The sequence below is a fragment of the Novosphingobium oxfordense genome (assembly GCF_044029435.1).
In the GTDB taxonomy this organism is placed as follows: Bacteria; Pseudomonadota; Alphaproteobacteria; order Sphingomonadales; family Sphingomonadaceae; genus Novosphingobium.
Map to the genome: position 1 here is coordinate 1,573,252 of NZ_CP147005.1, position 18,769 is coordinate 1,592,020.

Genomic DNA, 18,769 nt, shown 5'->3' on the forward strand with positions numbered 1-18,769 from the left:
CTACTAACAAGAGGTTAGGTTAATCGGCGTTCACGATGATTTCCGGTTAACCCCGGCTTTTCCGGTTAACCTCAGCCGATACCCAGGCGCGCCAGCGACCTTTCCAGCATCAGAAACTGCCAGAGCAGCCGCGAATGGTCCGCTCGCCCGCCGATATGGGCCTCTGCCAGTGCGCTCAGCCGGCGCGAATCGAACCAGCCGGTGCGGGCGAGCATCGTCCCCGTCGCGATTTCCCGGGCCGTGCCGGCCAGCGGCCCACGCAGCCACTGGGCGATCGGGGTGACGAATCCCTGCTTCGGGCGATAGAGAATATCGTCCGGCAGCATCCGCCGCATCGTCCGCTTCATCAGCCACTTGCCCTGCCCGCTACGCACACGCATCGATTCGGGCAGACTGGCGGCGAATTCGATCAGGCGATGATCCAGCAGCGGTTCGCGCGCTTCCAGGCTGACGGCCATGCTGGTGCGGTCCACCTTGGTGAGGATATCGCCCGGTAGCCAGTGCTTGAGATCGGCATACTGCGCGCGATCCAGCCCGGAGCGAGCCGGCGCGCCGCGCATCGTCGCGATCACGGCATCCTCTGCCCGGTAATCTCCCCGCAGGCGGAGGAATCCTTCGGAATAGAGCGAGTCCCGCAGTTCCGGGGCCGTAAAGCCGATCGCGCGCGCATAACCGGTGGCGCTGTCCGCCGCCAGCGAGAGCAGCGTAGCCTTGGCCCGCAACGGGCGCGGCGCCCAATCCGCCTTCGGCCAGGCCCGCCCGGCCGCGCCGAACACCGGCCCGCGCAGCGACTGCGGCAGGATCGAGCGCACACGATCCTCCCCATACTGGAACACATGGCGGCGATATCCGGCCAGCGCCTCATCCGCGCCATCGCCCGAAAGCGCCACCGTCACCGATTCCCGCGCGAGTTGGCACACCCGCCAGGTCGGCAAGGCGGAAGCATCGGCGAAAGGCTCGTCGAACATGCCGGCAAGGGTGTCTATCGCCCCGAAATCGTCGGGCGAGACCCGGCGAGAAACGTGGTCGGTAGAGAACCGGCGGGCGATCTGGTCGGCGTAGCCCGTCTCGTCCAGCGCCTCCACGTCGAAGCCGATCGAGCAGGTCTTCACCGGCCGGGACGACGCCTCCGCCATCAGCGCCACCACGCTGGAACTGTCCACCCCGCCCGAGAGGAAGGCGCCCAGCGGAACATCGGCCACCATGCGCGAGGTTACCGCCTCACGCATGAGGTGCAGCAGTTCCGCTTCCAAATCGGCCACTCTGCCCTTGCGCCGTTCCGCGAAGGACACGTCCCAATACTGCGTCGGCCGGGGCATCGGCGCACCGTGGCGCAGCAGCAGCGTATGGCCTGCGGGCAACTTGGTCACGCCCTTCAGGATCGCCCGGGAATCCGGCACGTATCCCCAGGCCAGATAGTCCTCCACCGCCAGCGGATCGATCTCTCGCCGCAGCAGGGGATGGGCCAGCAGCGCCTTCAGTTCCGACCCGAAAGCCAGGCTGCCGTCGCTGAGCGGCGCCAAGTAGAGCGGCTTCACGCCAAGCCTGTCACGCGCCAGGAACAGCGTGCGCGCTTCCAGATCGTAGATCGCGAAAGCGAACATGCCGTGCAGGCGGGATACGCAAGCCGGCCCCCATTGCTGCCAGGCGGCAAGGATAACCTCGCTGTCGCCTTCCGTTCGGAAGGTAGCACCGTGCGCCGCCAATTCGCGCCGCAGTTCGCGGAAATTGTAGATCTCGCCGTTGAAGACCAGCATCGCCCGGCCATCGGGAGAGGCCATCGGCTGCGGCGACCCCGCCAGATCGATGATCGAAAGACGGCGATGGCCCAGCGCCACCCCCGGCGCCGTCCAGACGCCATGGCCGTCCGGCCCGCGATGGGCCAGGGCATCGCACATCGCCTCCACCCGCGCCGGATCGACCGGCTTGGGCGTCTCAAGATGATAGATACCGGCTATCCCGCACATAAGCGTCTGACCTAGCGAATCTTGCCGATGCGGTCCATCGACGCGGAGATGTCGCCGGTCGCGGCGAGGAACCGGGCGACCGCAGCCCGTGCCGGGCGGCCGGGGCGGTCTTCGGCGGAAAGGATCAGCATCATCGTCGGCCGCGCCCGCAACAGCAGGTGATCGCGGATCACCGCAAGCTTGAGGCTGGCGTTGCTGCCCGTGAGCAAGGATCCGGTGCGATACCAGGTGACGGCAAGGCGCTCGACCGAGCCATGGCCCAGCAACCGCTCGCTGCGCGCATCGGCAAAGGCGGGGCCATTGCCCTGCCAGGCCCAGGGAGTGTCCGGCGTCAACGCACCCTGCCCGAAGCCGCCCGCCTCACGCCCTTCGCCCTGGTTCGCGTAAAGGGCCACAAAAACGTCGACTTCATGCCCCTCATCATCGGCATAGCGACCCAGCAGGCGATGGCCGGCGCCTTGCGCGCGCGGTTCCCACCAAAGGGCCGGAGCATAGTCGACACGGTGCCATCCGGTGACTTCGGGAAGTTCTATCCGCGCCGGCAGGGGCGCCATCAGCCGCTCGGCCGCATGGGCCCAGAGCAAAGCCGCCACGACAAGCCCGGTGAGCGCACCCAGCGCCGGGAAAGCCGGAATTCTTGCGTCGCCGAACCGGGCCAGCAGCGGGTTCGCCTCGATCGCCTGCGCATCGATCATCGGCATATCCAGAGGACGGTCGAAAAAGCGCCAGCCACCCGAAATTACCGCCGCAAGGACGAGCGCGAAGAATATCCACCCGTAGACGATATGATCGAAACCGGATGCCTTTTCGGCGCCCACGAACTGCGCGGCAAAGATCGTCGCCCAGGCACGCACGCCATTAGCCAGAATCGGCACGATCGCGCAGGCCAGCATGAACAGCCCGCGCCGTCTCCAGCTCACGAAGCAGACATTCGCCGCAAGCGTGCCGAAAGCGACCATCGCGATCAGGAATTTGACGCCCGAACAAGCCTCGGCCACCTCGAACAGCCCGGCCGGCGTATCGATGAACACGCCGTCGATCCGCGCTTCGATCCCGGACAGATGGGTCAGCGCAACCGTGATCGTAGCCGTTACGGTCTGGAGGATTTCGACCAGTTCCTCTCCGAACGGGACCAGAAAGGCCATGTAGCAAAGCGGAAAGAGCAATCCGGCGGTAACGCGCGGGCCCAGCAGCAGCGGTACGGTCGAGACCAACAGCCCCACCGCCCCCGCCTGCCTGGCCAGGTCGAGCCCGGAAAGCGCGCCCAGCAGCCAGAGGAACGCAGCGCCCGCGCAGGGGACGAGGCCCGGCCACCAGCAGAACGGCGTCAACTTCGCCAGTTCATCCCGCCTTTGCCAGACCAGCCAGCCCACGATCGGCGGGATCAGAACCACATGGTTATAGGTCGAAATGTCCCACCATTGACGGCCCATCGCCACCCAATCGGGCAGGAACACCAGCACGAGCGCCAGCCAGACCAGCGCAACGCGCAGGAACGGCATGCGCCATTCGCGGGGCAAGGCTTCGATCGGTGCGGGCCGGCGCAGCGGCAAGGCGTCAGGCGGCATCGCTGAAATCCGGCCGATCGAAGCCCGTCAGCCGTGGCAACGATTCCAATGCGGCGGCCCACCCGGCGTGCGCCTCGATCCATGACCGGGCAGCCTGGCCCAAGGAGTGGGCCCGGGCCGGATCGGCCGCCAACGCGCAAATGGCCTTCGAAAGCGCGGCATCGCTGTCGCCCGTCAGAAATTCGCGGCCATGCGCGGCGGCGATCCCGGTGGCGGCACCGGTCGAAAGCACCACGGGCAGCGCCATGCTCATCGCCTCCAGCACCTTGTTTTGCACGCCGCGCGCGATTTCCAGCGGAACGAGCGCCATGTCGGCGGCGGCCAGGAAGGGGCGAACGTCGTCCACCCGGCCCCAGATGCGGATCCCGTCACGCCCGTCGTGCGCGGCAAGCGATGGCGGAGGATTGCGGCCGACCACGTGCAGGCTCGCATTCGGGAACGCAGCGCGGACGGACGGCATGATGCGCGCAATCGCGCGCTCGACGGCGGCGATGTTGGGTGCATAGTCCATCTGCCCGGTGAAGATCAGGCGCGGGCCCGGAATCGCTGCCATCCGCGGATCGGGCGTGACCTTGGTCGGATCGTAAAGATCGCTATCGATACCGTTGCCCAGTGCCTGAACCGTGCAGGCCGGATCGGCCAGGCGCTTTCGAAACAGCGCCGCCTCCGCATCGCTGACCAGCAGCGTGGCATGCGCCCGCCGGGCGATGCGGGCTTCCTCGGCCGCCAGCAAGCGTGCTTCGCGCCGCTCCATCCACGCCCGGAAGCCGTGCCCCTGCGCACCATAGGCCTCGAACTTGGCGGAATCGACATCGACAAGATCGGCGATCACCCGGCCACGGAAGTTCGCCGGGACATATTGAGCCACTTGCCCGGAAAAGAGATAGATCGCGCCGATCGGCCGCGTGCGCAGGATCTCCGCCACCCAGCGGGCCATGCGGGCATCGTGGAACGCCGTCACGCTCAGCGGAGCGCCGCGTGCCAGCGCCTCCAGCCCTGCCCGCGCCAGCGATTTGCCGCGATCGATCAGCAGATGGCTTGTCGCCAAGCTTGCCAGATCGCCCTCGCTCGCCCGATCGGCCGGATCGTCGGCAAAGCAGCCGACGTGGACCGGCGCCAGCCGCGCCAGCGCCTTCAGGATGTGATGCGACCGGATCTTGTCGCCGCGATCCGGGGGAAATGGGATGCGGTGGGCCAGGAACAGCAGTTCCATCAGCCGATCCCGCGCGCGATCAGCGGCCCCAGCCGGTTGGCGAGCGCCAGCGGCAAGCGCTGCCAGACCTTGATCTGTAGCGAGAGGCCCGCGCTCGTCGGATCGGCATCGCGCCGGGCCGCGCCGGGCGCTGTCCACGTGGCGTAGCTTAGCGGTTCGGGTTCGAAGCCCCAGTTGCGCTTGAAGTGATAGGCGCCGCTGTTCGTCTTGGACCGGCCGAAGTCGAAATGCGTGGCGCCGCGCGCACGGGCATGGCGCATCAGTTCGAAATACATCCGGTCATTGGCGCGCAAGGCCCGTGCCGCGTGCGTGCCGCCGCCCCAATACGGCATCACCGCCCCGCGATGGTAGAGCGAGATCACGCTGGCGACGGGTGTGCCCTGATGGCGCACGGTAAGAATATCGGCGTCGGCTCCGAAGGCATCGACCACTGCGTCCAGCAGCGCACGCGGGAAGACCGGCGTGCCGAGGTTGCGATAGCTCTCGCAGAAAACGGCGTAATGCGCGGCGCGGTCGCTTTCGCCGGTGCCGACTTCCACTTCGAGATCGAATCCCAGCCCCTTGCGCACTTCTGCGCGCTGCTTGCGCGGGATCGCCAGCAGTTCGGCGTCGTCATCGGCGGCTATAGGGCGGGCGAAGTTGCAGTGGCTCTCCGTCTTCAACGCCCAACCCTGCCGCGCGCCGGGCAGCGCGCCGCCGCGCAGTTCGATCGCCGGGCAGGACAGGCGCAGCGCCAGTTCCTCCAGCGCCGCAAAGATCGCTGCGATGTCCGCGCCGTCCGTGGTCAGCAGCCCGCCGCCGACCGCAAAGCCGCTGGAAGCCAGCAACCGACCGAACACCGGCGAATGGATCACGTTGAGGGGGAGAAAGGCGACAATCTCGCCCTGCCGTTCCTGCACCAGCGCAAGCGCGTCGTTGCCGGTTGCCTTCGCAACAGGAACGAACCAGCAAGGACGATGGAACGGCGTCGCATCCGGATGACGCGCCAGAAAGCCCTCTATCCGTGCCAGTTCGCCAGGGTCGGCAAGGTCGGGCAGGCGGAGATTGGCAGGCAAGGAAAACGGCGCGTTCATGCCGCCAGCGTTTCCTGTACGGCCGCGGCCTCGCGCGCGGCCAGTTCGTCCATGCGGCCCCAGCGGAATTCGCCCACCAGCCGCCGCAGCTTGCCCGCCATCGCGCCAAGATTGGTATAGTGGCGCAGGCGCGATCGCAGCGGCGCGTTATCCACGCGCGGCTGGCCGGGATCGATCTCCCACGGGTGGAAATAGAACACCGCCGGCCGCCCCTGCGCATTCACCTGCCGGATCGCCCAGCGGGAGAAAGCATAGGGCAGCACGCGGAAGAACCCGCCCCCGCCTGCCGCCAGCCGTCGTCCACGGAACAGCGCAGTCGTCACCGGGATCTCCACGAAATCGCTGCGGGCGATGGGCTGGAACGCGAAGCGCGGCGCCTCGCGCCAGCCGTAGTGATCGTGCACCACCGGCGCGACGCTGGACGAATAGCGGTAGCCCTGCTCCGCCAGCACATCGAAAGCCCATGGCGTGCGCGCATCGATGGAGAAACTGGGCGCGCGATAGCCGGTTACGGCCGCCCCGCCAGCATCCTCGATCGCCTTGCGGGCGCGCGAAAGGTCGGCGCCGAACCGTGTCGCGTCCATCCGAAACACGCGCTCATGATCCCAGCCATGGCTGGCGATTTCGTGTCCCGCCTCGACGATGTGGCGGATCATCGCCGGATGCCGCTCGGCGATCCAGCCGAGCGTGAAGAACGTGCCCACTACGCCCGCCTCGGCAAACAGCGCCAGGATCTCGTCGCAGTTCCGCTCCACCCGGCACGGCAGAGACGGCCACTGCGCACGGTCGATCACAGTCTCGAACGCGCCGACCTGGAACCAGTCCTCGACGTCGACCGAAAGCCCGTTGATAGGCCGCACATCGCGCATGTCTCGCTCCGCTTCCGGCACTTCGGGAAGGATCAGGCCGCCGCGCGGTGGCCTTCGCCGCCCTCGAACCATTCGATCAGCATGGTCAGCATATGGCGCAGGGTCGCCTCCTGCTCTGCCACGCGGGCTTCCAGACCGGCCACTTGCGCCTGCGCCTGGGCAAGCTGTTCCTGCAATACGGCCACTGCCGCCCCGTCGCCGTGCGGGGCCGGAGCATGCCTTGCGTCATCGGCAACGGCAGCGAGTTCGAGGATCGCGCGCTGCAATTCGTCGATCTGCATGTCGCGATGCGCCAGCGCCGCCTCGATCATCGCGGCGGTTGCAGCCGTATCGATGGCGGTTGCCGTTGCCGGCGCGGCCGCGAAGGGCGTGGCAGCAGCAACGGCCTTGGGCTGCGGGCTGACCAGCGCAATCGCGCCATCGTCGTCCAGTTCGCCCAGCACTTCGCGCAGCATGGCGGCATCGATCCGCGTCTTCTGCTCGACAGCGCCCAGCAGCAGCAGGCGATTGAGCACCTGGTTGATCCGGCGCGGAATGCCGCCGGTGGCCGCGTGGATTTCGGCATGGACCTGATCGTCGAACGCGGGTTGCCCCTGCCAGCCGACGCATGCCAGGCGGTGCTCGACATAAGGCTGCACTTCGCGCGCGGTCATCGCGGTAAGGTGATGCGTGGCGATCACGCGCTGGCGCAGCTGCTCCAGCTCCGGGCTTTCCAGCAGCGTCGCGCGGAATTCCGGCTGGCCCAGCAGCAGCGTCTGCAACAGCGGATGCGCGCCCAACTGGAAGTTCGACAGCATGCGCAGTTCCTCGATCGCGCTCACCGCCAGGTTCTGCGCTTCATCGACGATCAGCAGGCAGCGCCGGCCGGCGCGCGCCTCTGCATGCAGGAAAGCCTCGATCGCGCCGAGGGCGGATGCCTTGTCATGCCCCGCCACGTGCAGGCCGAATTCCTGCGCGACGACGTGGACGATCTCCTCACCATCCAGCGCGCTGGTCACCACCAGGCCGACGGTAAGCTGCGCCGGATCGATCGTCGCCATCAGGTGAGCGACCAGCGTGGACTTGCCCGCGCCGACTTCGCCGGTGATGACCACGAAGCCCTCTCCCTGCGCCAGGCCATAGCCCAGGTAGGACAGCGCCTTGCGATGCGTCGCGCTCTCGAAATAGAACGCCGGATCGGGGGTGAGTTGAAAGGGCCTCGCCCGGAGCCCGTAGAAATCTTCGAACATTTCTCTGTTCTCCCACGAAACTCTTAAAAACTGTACCGCAGCCCGGCCAGGGCAGATGCGGTCCAGTAATCGTCAATCAAGGCATCGTCACGGCCGGCGCCGCCACGGTTGGCGCCATCGAGGCTGAGCGCCAGCGTCGCGCGCAGGCGGCGCGCCAGCATGCGATAATACGATGCACTGATGCCATAGCCGTTAACATCGCCGGTCAGCGCATCGTTGCTGGACAGCCAATTGGCATAGGCGCTGGCGGACCAGCCCGCCTCACGGCCCAGACGGCCCGAGAGGTAGGCGACCACCCACCAGTTCTCATCGATGACACCGTCCGCAGCGGCCAGCACCGAATCCTGCCGCGCGATGAAGCGGCGGTTATCGTAGCCGAAGCCGATGCCGCTATCGATGTGGCCGATCCTGTGCGACCAGCTTGCCGCAAAGCCCCGCGCGCGGAACACTGCCGAACGCACCGAACCCAGCGTGCCCGAAAGGCAGCTGCCGCCATCGACCGAGGACACGCAACCGCGCAAGTCCCCGGTCACCGGATCGCGCACCGCCTCGAAATCGTCGGGCAACTGGTCGATCGCGCGGTTGAGCTGGCCGCCGAAGCCGGACAGCGTATTGTAGACAACAAGGTTTACGCTGTTGCGGTCGTTCGGGGCCCAGGCCAGCGTGCCGCCATAGGCCGTGCCGCCGTAGCGCCGGCCGAAATGCGCGGTGAGCGAGGTGCGCGGGCTGGGCCGCCACATCACCGCCACGTCCCAGATCAAGCCGCTGACGTCATAGGCCAGCTCGCGCGGCTGGCTCTTGTCGGTCTTGTACCGGCCATTGCTGTCGATCACCGGATTGCCGTCCGCATCGCGCAGCACATCGCGGCTGGAGACTTGTACGTCCTCGTATCCCAGCGCGCCGACCATCTGGACAGTGCGGCTGACGGGCACCGTCACCAGCCCCCGCGCCTGCGCATCGCGCACGCGCTGGTCCAGGTTGGACACGTCTTCCTGATAGAAGCTTCCGCCCACGCCCAGGCCCACGGGTGCCACCACGTAAGGCGCGACACCCGCTTCCAGATCGGCCACTTGCGTGACGCTGTGGTTGAAAATGTCGGTCGCCGCCGCGCCCGGCGTGGCGACGAAGGCATTGGGCTGGTCCACCTTGGTATAACCGGCCCGGTAATCGGCCGAGAGGTCGATGTCGCCCGCGCGCGTCTTGTACGAAGGGCCGCCGTAGACCGAATAGATATTGGTACGCGATTTCGCCGAAACCAGTCCGCCGGACAGCGCCCTGCCATCGCTGCCCGTACTGGTTTGCGTGGCGAGCGCGCCTGCCTCCAGCGTCAGGCCCGGCGCGATCGTGGTGTAGCCGCGCGCGACGCCGCTGATCACGTCGCCATTGGTCGCCCTGCCCCAGCCGATCTGCTTCTGATAGCGAACCGAGGCCGAAAGCGCGTTGTTGCGCCCCTCGATCCCGACATCGACCCCGGCAGCAAGCTGCGTCCAGGTGAGCACATCGTCACCGGGCGTAAGCTCCGCCGTCACGATCTGATCCACCTCGATATAGGGGGAAACTTCGATCCGGCGGGTGCCCTTCTTGCCGCCATGGCCGGCGCGCTTGCCAGACTTGCCCGTCGCACCGGCATCGGCGCCGGTCGTGGAGGATCCGCCGGCACCGGCAATGCCACTGGCATCGCCACCGGCCGAATTCTGGCCCAGGGATTGGGCACCGGCAGCGGCAGGCATCAGTAGAAATGCAGCGAGCGCACCGGCAAGGCACGCTCGGGAACGTCCGAAACTCATCCGCTATACCCGTAATAAGCGCCGAAGCGGCGACCGCTCGGGCTGAACTGGGCAGCATTGAGCATGAGTTGGACGTTCGGGCAGCCGTCCAGCAGCGATACCGCATCTTCCAGCGCGCCCTGCCCGGTACGATCCGCGCGGACGATCACCACGGCCTGCCCCACGTGCTTGGCAAGCTCCGCAGCCGGCGAAGCCGCCAGTGCCGGCGGCGAATCGAAAATGACGATGCGGCGCGGCGTGCCTTCGGTCAGCCGTGCCAGCACTTGCGCCGCGCGCGACGACGACAGGTACTCGCTGTCGTTCACCGTGGTATCGCCGGCGGGCAGCACCCACAGGCCGGGAACATCGGTGCCCAGCACGCAGTCCGCCACGTCGATGGTTTCGTCCATCAGCGCGTCCATCAGTCCCGGACCACCCGGCAGGCCAAGCGTAGACAGGATCGAAGGCTTGGCGAAATCGGCATCCACCAGCAGGACCTCGCTCTCCTTCTCCGCCGCGATGGCCAGCGCCAGATTGAGCGCGCAGTAGGTCTTGCCCTCGCCCGGATGGGGCGAACTGATCAGTACGCGCTGCGCGGCGGCACCGGCGTTCTGGCGGCGGAGGTCCGCCGCCTGCATCAGAAGCTGGCGCTTGACGATGCGAAACTCTTCCAGAAGCGCCGTCACCGCGCCTTCCGGCACGATCAGGCCCTGGTCGCGCAGGCGCTCGCGATCGATCGGGTGGCGCGGGCCTTCGAATAGCACGGGCGCGGGCACGACGGCATCTTGAGCCGGGGCTTCAGCCGGAATTGCCGCCGAAGCTGCGGATGCGGCCTGTGTCGCCGGCTTCACAGGATCCACAGGCTTCACCGGCGCTGCGGGCGGCGGGGCAACCGGCCGGACCAGAGGTACCGGCGGAATCGATATCGCCGGGCGGGAGAGGCGGGTGAAATCGAAACGCCCCGCCGCCCGCTCGATCAGCGATTCACGGGGCTTGGCCTCACCCTTTTCAGGCACCGGAAGCTTGCTGTGTTCGGTCATCGTCACCGCTTTCCTCAGGCCACCGTGCCGCGTTGAATGAATTCCGCGGCCACCAGCACCACAAAGAGCGCCCCCAGCGCGGCCCCGGCTCCGCAGAACAGCCTGAGCCGGCGGCGGCGCACGGCACGCGCGCCATCGGTCAGATGCTGGGAGATGGTGCCCAGCACCGGCAGGCCCGTTGCCCGCTCCAGCTTACCGGCAGTCGCGAAGACGGAGCGCATGTGGCTCAGCGCAAAGGCCACGGCGCATCCACCGCCGATGCCCGCCAGCAGCACGCCCAGCAGCAGCAGCGGGCGATTGGGTGCAACCGGCTTGCGCGGGCTCGTCGGCGGGTCGACCACCTGGAACTTCACCGCCTCGCGCCCGGTCTTCACCTCGCCGCGCAGGCGCAGTTCCTCACGGTCCTGCAGAAGCTTGTCGTACTGTTCCTTGAGCACGTCGTAGTCACGGTTGATCCGCTGCGCCTGCGTGGCCAGTTCGGGATCCTGGATCGCCGAAGCCGTCAGCGAACCGATGTCCGACTGAAGCCCCGCCTTGCGCGCGACCAGTGCCTGTACGGCGGCCTGACGCTCCGCCCGGATCGACTGGAGCGAGCTGTAGGTCGGGTTCGGCGTGCCGACGCCGCTGGCCGCTTCCTGCGCCGCCGGGCCCTTCAGCGCGGCGATCTGGTTACGGGCGGCAATCACGTCCGGGTGATTGTCGGTAAGGCCGCGCGCCTTCATGGAGGAAAGGTCAGCCTGCGCATGGGCCAGCGCCGCCGCGGCGCCACCACCGCCGGCACCGGCAATCGTGCGGGGCGTGCTGGCAAGCTGGCCGTCCATGGAGGCAAGCGCGCTCTGCGCCGCGATCAGATCGGCTTCCACGTCGCGAAGCTGGGTGCGCGAGGCATCCAGCCGCTGCACGACGGCAGCGCCGCCCTGGGCGAGTTCGGGATGCTGCGCCTCGAAGGTGGTACGGCGCTGTTCGGCGCTTTCCAGCTCCTTCTCACGCTGGCGAAGCTGCTGGTTCACGAACTCCAGCGTCTCCACCATGTCGCCCTTGTCGCCGGCGAGATTCTCTTCACGGAAGATGTCGATCATCTTCTGCGCGATCTCATGCGCCAGCTTGGCATTCTCGGCATCGGAGAACGAGCCGTAATCTGCCGTCGCGCTGATCTGGAAGAGATTATCCTCCTGGCTGACGACCTTCACCTTGTTGCCCAGCCGCAGCACCGCCGCTTCCATCTGGGCGGGCGACTCGATCGTGTCGCCAAGGCGGGTTCCGCGTACGACCTTCTCAAGATTGACGGCACTGGTCAGCGTCTGGCGGATGCGTTCGATGTCACGCTTCTTGTCCGCCACACCGATGCCCACCTGCTCGGCCAGGGCATCGTCAAGCTGGATGAAAATGCGCGCCTGCGATTCGTAGCCGTTGGGAATCAGGGCGACCAGTAGCCAGCCGACAAGGCAGATCGCCCAGGCCACGGCCAAGGCGATCCAGCGCCGATGCCAGACGCTGTGGACTGCGCTGAGCAGTTCTTCGTAGAGGCCGTTCATGTCGCCCTAGGCCCCCTTTAGAACATGCTTTCGGGGATGATGATCACATCACCGGGGCTGAGCATGACGTTCGCCTTGCTCTCGCCCTTCTTGAGCAGATCGCTCAGGCGCAACGCATATTCCTTCTGCGTGCCGCTCGCCTTGTCGAAGCGGATCAGCTTGGCGCGGTTGCCCGCGGCATATTCGGACAGGCCGCCCACCGCGATCATCGCATCCAGCACGGTCATGTTCGCGCGATAGGGGATGGAGGCCGGCTTCTCGGTCGCGCCGACGACGCGGATCTGCTGGCTGAACGTGCCGGCAAACCCGTCGACAATGACCGAAACCAGCGGGTCCTGAATGTATTGGGAAAGCTGAAGGCGGATATCCTCGGCCAGCATTGCCGGGGTCTTGCCCACGGCCGGCATGTCCGTGATCAGCGGCGTGGTGATGCGCCCATCGGGCCGCACCTGCACTTTCGCGCCCAGTTCCGGGTTGCGCCAGACGAAGATCGTCAACTGATCGAGCGGGCCGATCACGTATTCCTCGCCCGGCCCTTCCTGCATCGCCACGAACTGCGCAGGCGGCAATTGCGGGCGCGAGGCGGCTCCGGCGCATCCCGTCAGCACCACGCCGGCCAGCGCGGTTCCGCCCAGAAGGCGGATAATTCGGGATTGCAGCATAGGTTCTTCCCTCCAGCACCAGCGCGCCCGGGTGCAGCACCCATGACGCGCGTGGCAGAATCCAGCCTCCGCTATCGGTTAAAAGGGTGAACATTGCGTTAGCCAATTCACCCCGATTCGGGAGTAGTCCCGATTTGGGACAGACTCCGCGCTAATGTTGAAACGCCCGTTAGGCCAGCATTTCGCGCGCCGGCCCTTGCCCCAGGAACGTCGCCGGGCTGGCGCTGGCGCCATACGCCCCAGCACAGAACACCGCGATCAGGTCGCCCACATCGGACCGTGGAAAACCGCCTTTATCGGCCAGTTTGTCCAGCGGCGTGCACAGGCAGCCGACGATCGACGCCTCCTCCTCCACCGGCGCATCGAACCGGGTGGCGATGGCCGAGGGGTAGTTGCGCCGCACCACCGTGCCGAAATTGCCCGACGCCGCCAATTGGTGATGCAGCCCGCCATCGGTGACGAGGAAAACCTCGCCATGGCTGACCTTCCGGTCGATCACGCGGGCGATGTAGACCCCCGCCTCACCCACCAGATAGCGGCCGAGTTCGATACAGAAGTCGGTTTCGCGCAGGATTTCCGGCAGCGATTCGAACCGTTCGGACAGTCTCGCGCCCAGTTCGGAAAGGTCCAGCGGCACATCGCCGGGGAAGTAGGGAATGCCCAGTCCACCCCCCAGATTGCAGTGCGGCAGGGCTACCCCGCTCGCCTCCGCCAGCCGCGCCGCGAGATCGAGGGTCTGTCCCTGAGTTTCCGCGATGGCCGAAGCATCGAGTGCCTGCGAACCGGCAAAGATATGAAAGCCCCGCCATTCCGCGCCGCTGGCGATCACTTCGCGGACCAGCGCCGGCACGCGTTCGGCATCGACACCGAAAGGCTTCGCACCGCCGCCCATCTTCATGCCCGATCCCTTGAGATCGAAATCGGGGTTCACGCGAATGGCAAGTCGCGGCGTTCGGCCCAGCTTTTCGCCGATGGCAAAAGCTCGGCGCGCCTCGGCCTCGGATTCTAGGTTGAGAGTGACACCGGCTTCAATCGCCGCTTCCAGTTCCCGGTCGCGCTTGCCCGGGCCGGCGAAGCTAACTTTCGCCGGGTCGATCCCGGCACCACGCACGATCTCGAGTTCTCCACCGGATGCGATGTCAAAACCATCGACCAGCCCGTTCATCAGCGTCAGCAGCGGGCCAAACGGGTTGGCCTTCACCGCATAATGCAGAGCGAGCCTGGACGGCATCGCCGCGCGCAGTTGGGCAACCCGTGCGCGAACGAGATCGGCACTGTAGAGAAACAGCGGCGTGTCACCGGCCTGCTCCACCCATTCGATGACCGGCCTGCCGCCCACTGCGAGCACACCGTCAATGCTGTCGTAACCGGCTGGAATCGGACCCAGAGGCTTCACGAAACCATCTCCGCAAGCTCGGCGGCAAGCCCGGTGCGATCGATCTTGCCGTTGGGACCTATCGGCATGGCGTTGCGCCAGTGAATGACTTGAGGAATCATGAAATTTGGCAATTCTTCCTTTAGCTTACGAGGCAATTCTTCTTCCGCACCTGAACTTTCAGGCGCAGCCCGAACGACAAGGTGAACCGCCTGCCCCAGCCTCGGATCGGATACCCCCAGCGCGACAGCCTCGGCAACGAGGCCGGTGGCCAGCGCCGCCTCTTCAACTTCTTGCGGGCTGATGCGATTGCCGGCGGACTTGATCATGGCGTCACGGCGGCCGACGAAATAGAGCAGCCCATCCGCACCGCGCTTCACGCGATCGCCGGACCAGACCGCCATGCCGCCATAGCGCGAAGACGCCGGAGCGGGCTTGTAACGCTCCGCCGTGCGCTCCGGATCCTGCCAGTAGCCTTGGGCCACGAGTGGACCGGAATGGACGAGTTCGCCCTCCTCCCCGTCCTGAGAAACTTCACCCAAATCGTTGATAACAAGAATTTCTGCATGGGGAATCGCTCTACCCATCGAAGTGGGATGGCTGTCGATCAGCGCGGGATCGAGGTAAGTGGAGCGAAACGCCTCGGTCAGCCCGTACATGGCGAAAAGCCGCGCCTGCGGGAACAGCGCGCGAAGGCGGCGGACGAGGTCCACCGTCAGCGCGCCGCCGCTGTTGGTCAGGCGGCGCAGCTTTGCGGCCGTTTCGTCCGGCCAGTCGAGTTCGGTGATCTGCACCCAGAGCGGCGGCACCGCTGCCAGCGTGGTGATCGCATGCCGTTCCACCGCCTTCACAACGTCACGCGGCATCAGGTAGTCCAGCGGAACCACACAACCGCCCGCATGCCATGTCGAAAACAACTGGTTCTGCCCATAGTCGAACGACAGCGGCAGCACCGCCAAGGTGCGGTCGTCCGGCGCCAGGCCGAGGTATTCGTGCACGCTCTCCGCACCCAGCCACATGTTGGCGTGGCTGAGCATGACGCCCTTGGGCCGCCCGGTCGAACCGCTGGTATAGAGGATCGCGGCCAGATCGTGGGGATCGGCCTGGGAAGGCGACAAATCGCCGCCAAGCGCCTCTGCACCAGCCAGCGCGGCGCCTTCCTCGACGAGATGGCAGACCGTCGGAACGTCACCTTCGCCCAGCGTCGTCAGGCGTGCGGGCGTGCCGATCAGCATCAGCGCGCCGCTGTCGGCCAGGATATGCGCGACTTGGGCATGCTTGAGCAGCGGATTGATCGGGACGTGCACCAATCCGGCCCGCGCGGCGGCCAGCGGCATCAGGCAGGTAAGCTCCCCCTTGGCCGCCCAGGTAGCGACGCGCGCGCCTTTCGCCGGAATTTCGCGTGCCAGCCATGCCGCAAGACGAGAGACACGCGATCTTAAGGCCTTGTAGTCCAGCGTCTCTCCACGCAACAGCAGTGCCGGGGCATCGTCTGCCCCGCGCAGCGCTAGATGGTCGAGCGGCAGGATCGGGTTTTCGGGACTGCCGCTCATGGTGAGGAAAGGCTCCGCAAGAGGTTCGTAGCTACGTGGTAAACGTCGATTATCACCGCGATCTTAAGCAAGTGCAATCGGACGGCCAGCTAGCGCTCTGGCTTTCCGAGAGCAACCAGCGCGCGCCATTCGACCGGCTGGAATGGTTTTCGATGCTGGCCGAACATTGCGGCATCGCCCCATTGATCGCGGTGGCGCGGGATGGAAACGAACTTGCCGTGCTGCCGCTGACCGGGAAATCAGGTGAGCTTACGGCTCTATCGAACTGGTATTCCTTCAGATTTCGTCCTCTAGCGGCAAAGTCGGACACCTTGCTTGCGGCCCTGGCGCGTGACCTGCGCAAGCGGGCGCACCGCGTCACGCTGCATGGGGTGCCCGACGAAGACGGCAGCGCTGCGCGGCTGGAGCAGGCCTTCGGCAAGGCGGGCTGGATGGTCTCCCGCACGCGGTGCGATACCAACCACGTGCTGCTGATCGCCGGGCGCGGCTATGACGAATATATCGCCTCCCGCCCCGGCCCCCTGCGCACGACGCTGAAGCGCAAGTCCGGCAAAGTGGCGACAGCGGTGTTCGATCGTTTCGATGCAGATGCCTGGACCGACTACGAGGATATCTACGCCGAAAGCTGGAAAACCGCCGAAGGCAGCCCGGGTTTCCTGCGCGCCTTTGCCATGGCTGAGGGGCAAGCGGGCCGGCTGCGGCTAGGCGTCGCGCATGTCGGCGGGGAGGCTGTTGCCGCGCAGATGTGGACCGTGGAAGGCGGCACCGCGTGGATCCACAAGCTCGCCCATCGCGAAAGTGCAAAGCCCTTCTCGCCCGGATCGGTGCTGAGCGCGGCGCTTTTCCGCCATGTGATCGATATCGACAAGGTCGACCTCGTCGATTTCGGCACTGGAGATGATCCCTACAAGCGCGACTGGATGGAAATTGTGCGACCGCGATACAGGTTGGACATGATCCGCCCGCTCGATCCCAGAAACTGGCCGAATATTGCCAAGGGGGCCGCACGCCGCCTTGCCGCAGCCGCGAAGCGCGGCTAGAGGCGCGGGAGATCAAGACAATGCCCGAAGAGAGGGGCCATGCAAGACGATACCGACCTGCTGCTGCGCCGCATCCTGACGGACGTACTAGGCCTGAAGCAGGGACAAGCCGAGACGTTTCAGGCCGATACCGGCCTTTTCGGACATTTGCCCGAACTCGATTCGATGGCAGTGGCCGGCCTGCTGACCGAACTGGAAGATCGGCTGGACATCATCATCGAGGACGACGAGATCGACGGCGAAATGCTGGAGACCTTTGGCGGGCTGCTCGAATTCGCCAAGGCGAAGCGCGCCACGGCCTGACTTCTGCCTTGAGGGGGATCGCAGAATGACCCCCCTCTTCTGGCCCTGCCCTCTGCCCCGTGACGGCGCGAGCGATGAACATGCGCTCGCCTTCGATCGCGGCCGTGCGCTGCGACTGCTGGTCGTGCCTGCCCTGTTCGACGAGGCGAACCGCTTGCGGCGCTTCTGCGTGGAAGTAATGCGCCGGCTCGATCGGGCGGGTGTCGATGCGTTCCTGCCCGATTTCCCCGGCACCAACGAAAGCCTGCGCGATCTTCGCGATCAGGATGCCGAGAGCTGGCGCGCGGCGATGACGGCCGCGGCCGGCCATTTCGGCGCCTCGCACGTGCTGGCCTTGCGCGGCGGATGCCTGTTCACTCCGGCCGGACTGCCTGCATGGCACTACGCGCCGGTAAAAGGGGGCAATATCCTGCGCTCGATGCTGCGTGCCCGGATGCTCGCGGGCAGAGAGGCCGGTCGGGAGGAGAGCCGCGAGGTGCTGACCGAAATGGCGCATCGCGATGGTATTTCCCTCGCCGGTTATCCGCTGGGCCCGGCGCTGTTCCGCGATCTGGAAGCGCTCGCGCCCGATCCGGCCACTCCGGTGATCTCCCAAGAGCAAGTCGGTGGCAGCGGCCTGTGGCTGCGCGCCGAGCCGGACGAGGATGCAGCGCAGGCCGACGCGCTTGCCGCCCTGCTGATCGAGGGAATGCACGCATGACGCGGCGGCATTTCACGTTCGTATGCGAGGGTGTCGAGCTTGCCGCGACCATCGACGAAGCGTTGGGCGATACCGCCCTGCTTATCGTTTCCGGCGGCAACGAGACGCGCGCTGGGGCATGGAACAGCCAGGCCCTGCTCGCGGCGCGGGTAGCGGCGGCAGGCTATCCCGTCCTGCGGTTCGACCGGCGGGGCGTCGGCGACAGCGAAGGCGATAACCGAGGATTTCGCGCAAGCGCTCCGGATATCGCAGCCGCCCTCTCCGCGCTTCGGGCCGAGTGCCCCCACGTCTCGCGCGTGGTTGGCTTCGGCAACTGCGATGCAGCTTCCGCGCTGATGCTGAGCGGTGGGACTGGATTCGACGGCTTGGTGCTCTCAAACCCGTGGACGTTCGATGAGGATGCAGCTGGCGAAGCGCCTGCGGAGGTCGTACGCGATCACTATCGACGGCGGCTTGCCGATCCGGCCGCGCTGAAGCGCTTGCTTACCGGCAAGGTCGCTATCGTTCCGCTGTTGCGTAGCCTTGTGGCGGCGGCCCGCCCCGCTCCTGCCGTGCCAAAAGGCCTCGCGGCCGACATTGCAGCAGGAGTTGCGGCATTTCCGGGCACGATGCGGTTCCTGATCGCCGGGCGGGACCGGACGGGCCTTGCGTTCGTGGCCACCTGGGACAAGCGGGATACCCGGCTGCGGACATGCGCGGATGCCACGCATAGCTATGTCGAGCCGGACGCTCAGGAATGGCTGTTCGGGCAGGTTGTGGAGAGCTTGCAAGCCTTGGCGTCGCGCTGAGCAGCTCGGGATTGCTTCGTCGGCGTCGCCTCCTCGCAAAGACGAGGCGAGGCTGATTTGACCTTAGAGCTACACCTTCGCGCCGCAC

The 18,769-nt window shown here is 66.4% G+C and carries 16 protein-coding genes; 4 read left to right on the forward strand and 12 right to left on the reverse strand.

Going from position 1 to position 18,769, the window contains the following annotated elements:
• Positions 1-71 precede the first annotated feature (71 nt).
• From WBP07_RS07240 to WBP07_RS07295, 12 genes are all read right to left on the reverse strand, one after another.
• Entirely contained in the window at positions 72-1,967 is a 1,896-nt protein-coding gene (locus WBP07_RS07240; RefSeq protein WP_395395148.1) for an XrtA/PEP-CTERM system amidotransferase, read from the reverse strand.
• Positions 1,968-1,978: 11 nt separating this feature from the next.
• Complete coding sequence (xrtA, locus tag WBP07_RS07245; protein ID WP_395395149.1) at positions 1,979-3,535, reverse strand: exosortase A; 1,557 nt, start codon at positions 3,533-3,535, stop codon at positions 1,979-1,981.
• Entirely contained in the window at positions 3,525-4,748 is a 1,224-nt protein-coding gene (locus tag WBP07_RS07250) for a TIGR03087 family PEP-CTERM/XrtA system glycosyltransferase (RefSeq protein ID WP_395395150.1), read from the reverse strand. The genes xrtA and WBP07_RS07250 overlap by 11 nt, the downstream gene beginning before the upstream one ends.
• Positions 4,748-5,821, reverse strand: coding sequence for a FemAB family XrtA/PEP-CTERM system-associated protein (locus WBP07_RS07255; protein WP_395395151.1), 1,074 nt, complete (start codon positions 5,819-5,821; stop codon positions 4,748-4,750). Before WBP07_RS07255 ends, WBP07_RS07250 begins: the two co-directional genes overlap by 1 nt.
• On the reverse strand, positions 5,818-6,690 hold the full coding sequence (locus tag WBP07_RS07260) for an XrtA system polysaccharide deacetylase (RefSeq protein ID WP_395395152.1): 873 nt from the start codon (positions 6,688-6,690) through the stop codon (positions 5,818-5,820). The genes WBP07_RS07255 and WBP07_RS07260 overlap by 4 nt, the downstream gene beginning before the upstream one ends.
• Positions 6,691-6,722: 32 nt before the next feature.
• Positions 6,723-7,919, reverse strand: a complete 1,197-nt coding sequence (locus WBP07_RS07265; protein WP_395395153.1) for an XrtA/PEP-CTERM system-associated ATPase — start codon at positions 7,917-7,919, stop codon at positions 6,723-6,725.
• A gap of 23 nt (positions 7,920-7,942) precedes the next feature.
• Complete coding sequence (locus WBP07_RS07270) at positions 7,943-9,649, reverse strand: preprotein translocase subunit YajC (protein WP_395395154.1); 1,707 nt, start codon at positions 9,647-9,649, stop codon at positions 7,943-7,945.
• Positions 9,650-9,702: 53 nt separating this feature from the next.
• Positions 9,703-10,725, reverse strand: coding sequence for a capsular biosynthesis protein (locus WBP07_RS07275; protein ID WP_395395155.1), 1,023 nt, complete (start codon positions 10,723-10,725; stop codon positions 9,703-9,705).
• A gap of 14 nt (positions 10,726-10,739) precedes the next feature.
• Positions 10,740-12,260 carry an XrtA system polysaccharide chain length determinant gene (locus WBP07_RS07280; protein ID WP_395395157.1) on the reverse strand — a complete coding sequence of 507 codons (1,521 nt, stop codon included), beginning with the start codon at positions 12,258-12,260 and terminating at the stop codon, positions 10,740-10,742.
• Positions 12,261-12,277: 17 nt separating this feature from the next.
• Entirely contained in the window at positions 12,278-12,922 is a 645-nt protein-coding gene (locus WBP07_RS07285) for an XrtA/PEP-CTERM system exopolysaccharide export protein (RefSeq protein ID WP_395395158.1), read from the reverse strand.
• 169 nt (positions 12,923-13,091) lie between these two features.
• Complete coding sequence (locus WBP07_RS07290; protein ID WP_395395159.1) at positions 13,092-14,318, reverse strand: pyridoxal-dependent decarboxylase, exosortase A system-associated; 1,227 nt, start codon at positions 14,316-14,318, stop codon at positions 13,092-13,094.
• Positions 14,315-15,850 carry an acyl-CoA ligase (AMP-forming), exosortase A system-associated gene (locus WBP07_RS07295; protein ID WP_395395160.1) on the reverse strand — a complete coding sequence of 512 codons (1,536 nt, stop codon included), beginning with the start codon at positions 15,848-15,850 and terminating at the stop codon, positions 14,315-14,317. Before WBP07_RS07295 ends, WBP07_RS07290 begins: the two co-directional genes overlap by 4 nt.
• Positions 15,851-15,885: 35 nt before the next feature.
• Here WBP07_RS07295 and WBP07_RS07300 point away from each other — a divergent pair, with 35 nt between their 5' ends.
• The 4 genes from WBP07_RS07300 to WBP07_RS07315 are packed head-to-tail and all read left to right on the forward strand — an operon-like array spanning position 15,886 to position 18,681.
• Positions 15,886-16,890, forward strand: coding sequence for a GNAT family N-acetyltransferase (locus WBP07_RS07300; protein WP_395395161.1), 1,005 nt, complete (start codon positions 15,886-15,888; stop codon positions 16,888-16,890).
• Between the two features lie 39 nt (positions 16,891-16,929).
• Positions 16,930-17,193, forward strand: coding sequence for a phosphopantetheine-binding protein (locus WBP07_RS07305; protein WP_395333743.1), 264 nt, complete (start codon positions 16,930-16,932; stop codon positions 17,191-17,193).
• Between the two features lie 25 nt (positions 17,194-17,218).
• Positions 17,219-17,893, forward strand: a complete 675-nt coding sequence (locus tag WBP07_RS07310; protein ID WP_395395163.1) for a hypothetical protein — start codon at positions 17,219-17,221, stop codon at positions 17,891-17,893.
• Positions 17,890-18,681 (forward strand): hydrolase 1, exosortase A system-associated, encoded by a 792-nt coding sequence (locus WBP07_RS07315; protein ID WP_395395165.1) that lies wholly within the window; start codon positions 17,890-17,892, stop codon positions 18,679-18,681. Before WBP07_RS07310 ends, WBP07_RS07315 begins: the two co-directional genes overlap by 4 nt.
• Positions 18,682-18,769 lie beyond the last annotated feature (88 nt).

Bases quoted from the DNA above. Each gene is read 5' to 3' on its own strand.
- WBP07_RS07240 (WP_395395148.1), bottom strand. From the start codon at position 1,967: ATGTGCGGGATAGCCGGTATCTATCATCTTGAGACGCCCAAGCCGGTC.
- xrtA (WP_395395149.1), bottom strand. From the start codon at position 3,535: ATGCCGCCTGACGCCTTGCCGCTGCGCCGGCCCGCACCGATCGAAGCC.
- WBP07_RS07250 (WP_395395150.1), bottom strand. From the start codon at position 4,748: ATGGAACTGCTGTTCCTGGCCCACCGCATCCCATTTCCCCCGGATCGC.
- WBP07_RS07255 (WP_395395151.1), bottom strand. From the start codon at position 5,821: ATGAACGCGCCGTTTTCCTTGCCTGCCAATCTCCGCCTGCCCGACCTT.
- WBP07_RS07260 (WP_395395152.1), bottom strand. From the start codon at position 6,690: ATGCGCGATGTGCGGCCTATCAACGGGCTTTCGGTCGACGTCGAGGAC.
- WBP07_RS07265 (WP_395395153.1), bottom strand. From the start codon at position 7,919: ATGTTCGAAGATTTCTACGGGCTCCGGGCGAGGCCCTTTCAACTCACC.
- WBP07_RS07270 (WP_395395154.1), bottom strand. From the start codon at position 9,649: ATGCCTGCCGCTGCCGGTGCCCAATCCCTGGGCCAGAATTCGGCCGGT.
- WBP07_RS07275 (WP_395395155.1), bottom strand. From the start codon at position 10,725: ATGACCGAACACAGCAAGCTTCCGGTGCCTGAAAAGGGTGAGGCCAAG.
- WBP07_RS07280 (WP_395395157.1), bottom strand. From the start codon at position 12,260: ATGAACGGCCTCTACGAAGAACTGCTCAGCGCAGTCCACAGCGTCTGG.
- WBP07_RS07285 (WP_395395158.1), bottom strand. From the start codon at position 12,922: ATGCTGCAATCCCGAATTATCCGCCTTCTGGGCGGAACCGCGCTGGCC.
- WBP07_RS07295 (WP_395395160.1), bottom strand. From the start codon at position 15,850: ATGAGCGGCAGTCCCGAAAACCCGATCCTGCCGCTCGACCATCTAGCG.
- WBP07_RS07305 (WP_395333743.1), top strand. From the start codon at position 16,930: ATGCAAGACGATACCGACCTGCTGCTGCGCCGCATCCTGACGGACGTA.
- WBP07_RS07310 (WP_395395163.1), top strand. From the start codon at position 17,219: ATGACCCCCCTCTTCTGGCCCTGCCCTCTGCCCCGTGACGGCGCGAGC.
- WBP07_RS07315 (WP_395395165.1), top strand. From the start codon at position 17,890: ATGACGCGGCGGCATTTCACGTTCGTATGCGAGGGTGTCGAGCTTGCC.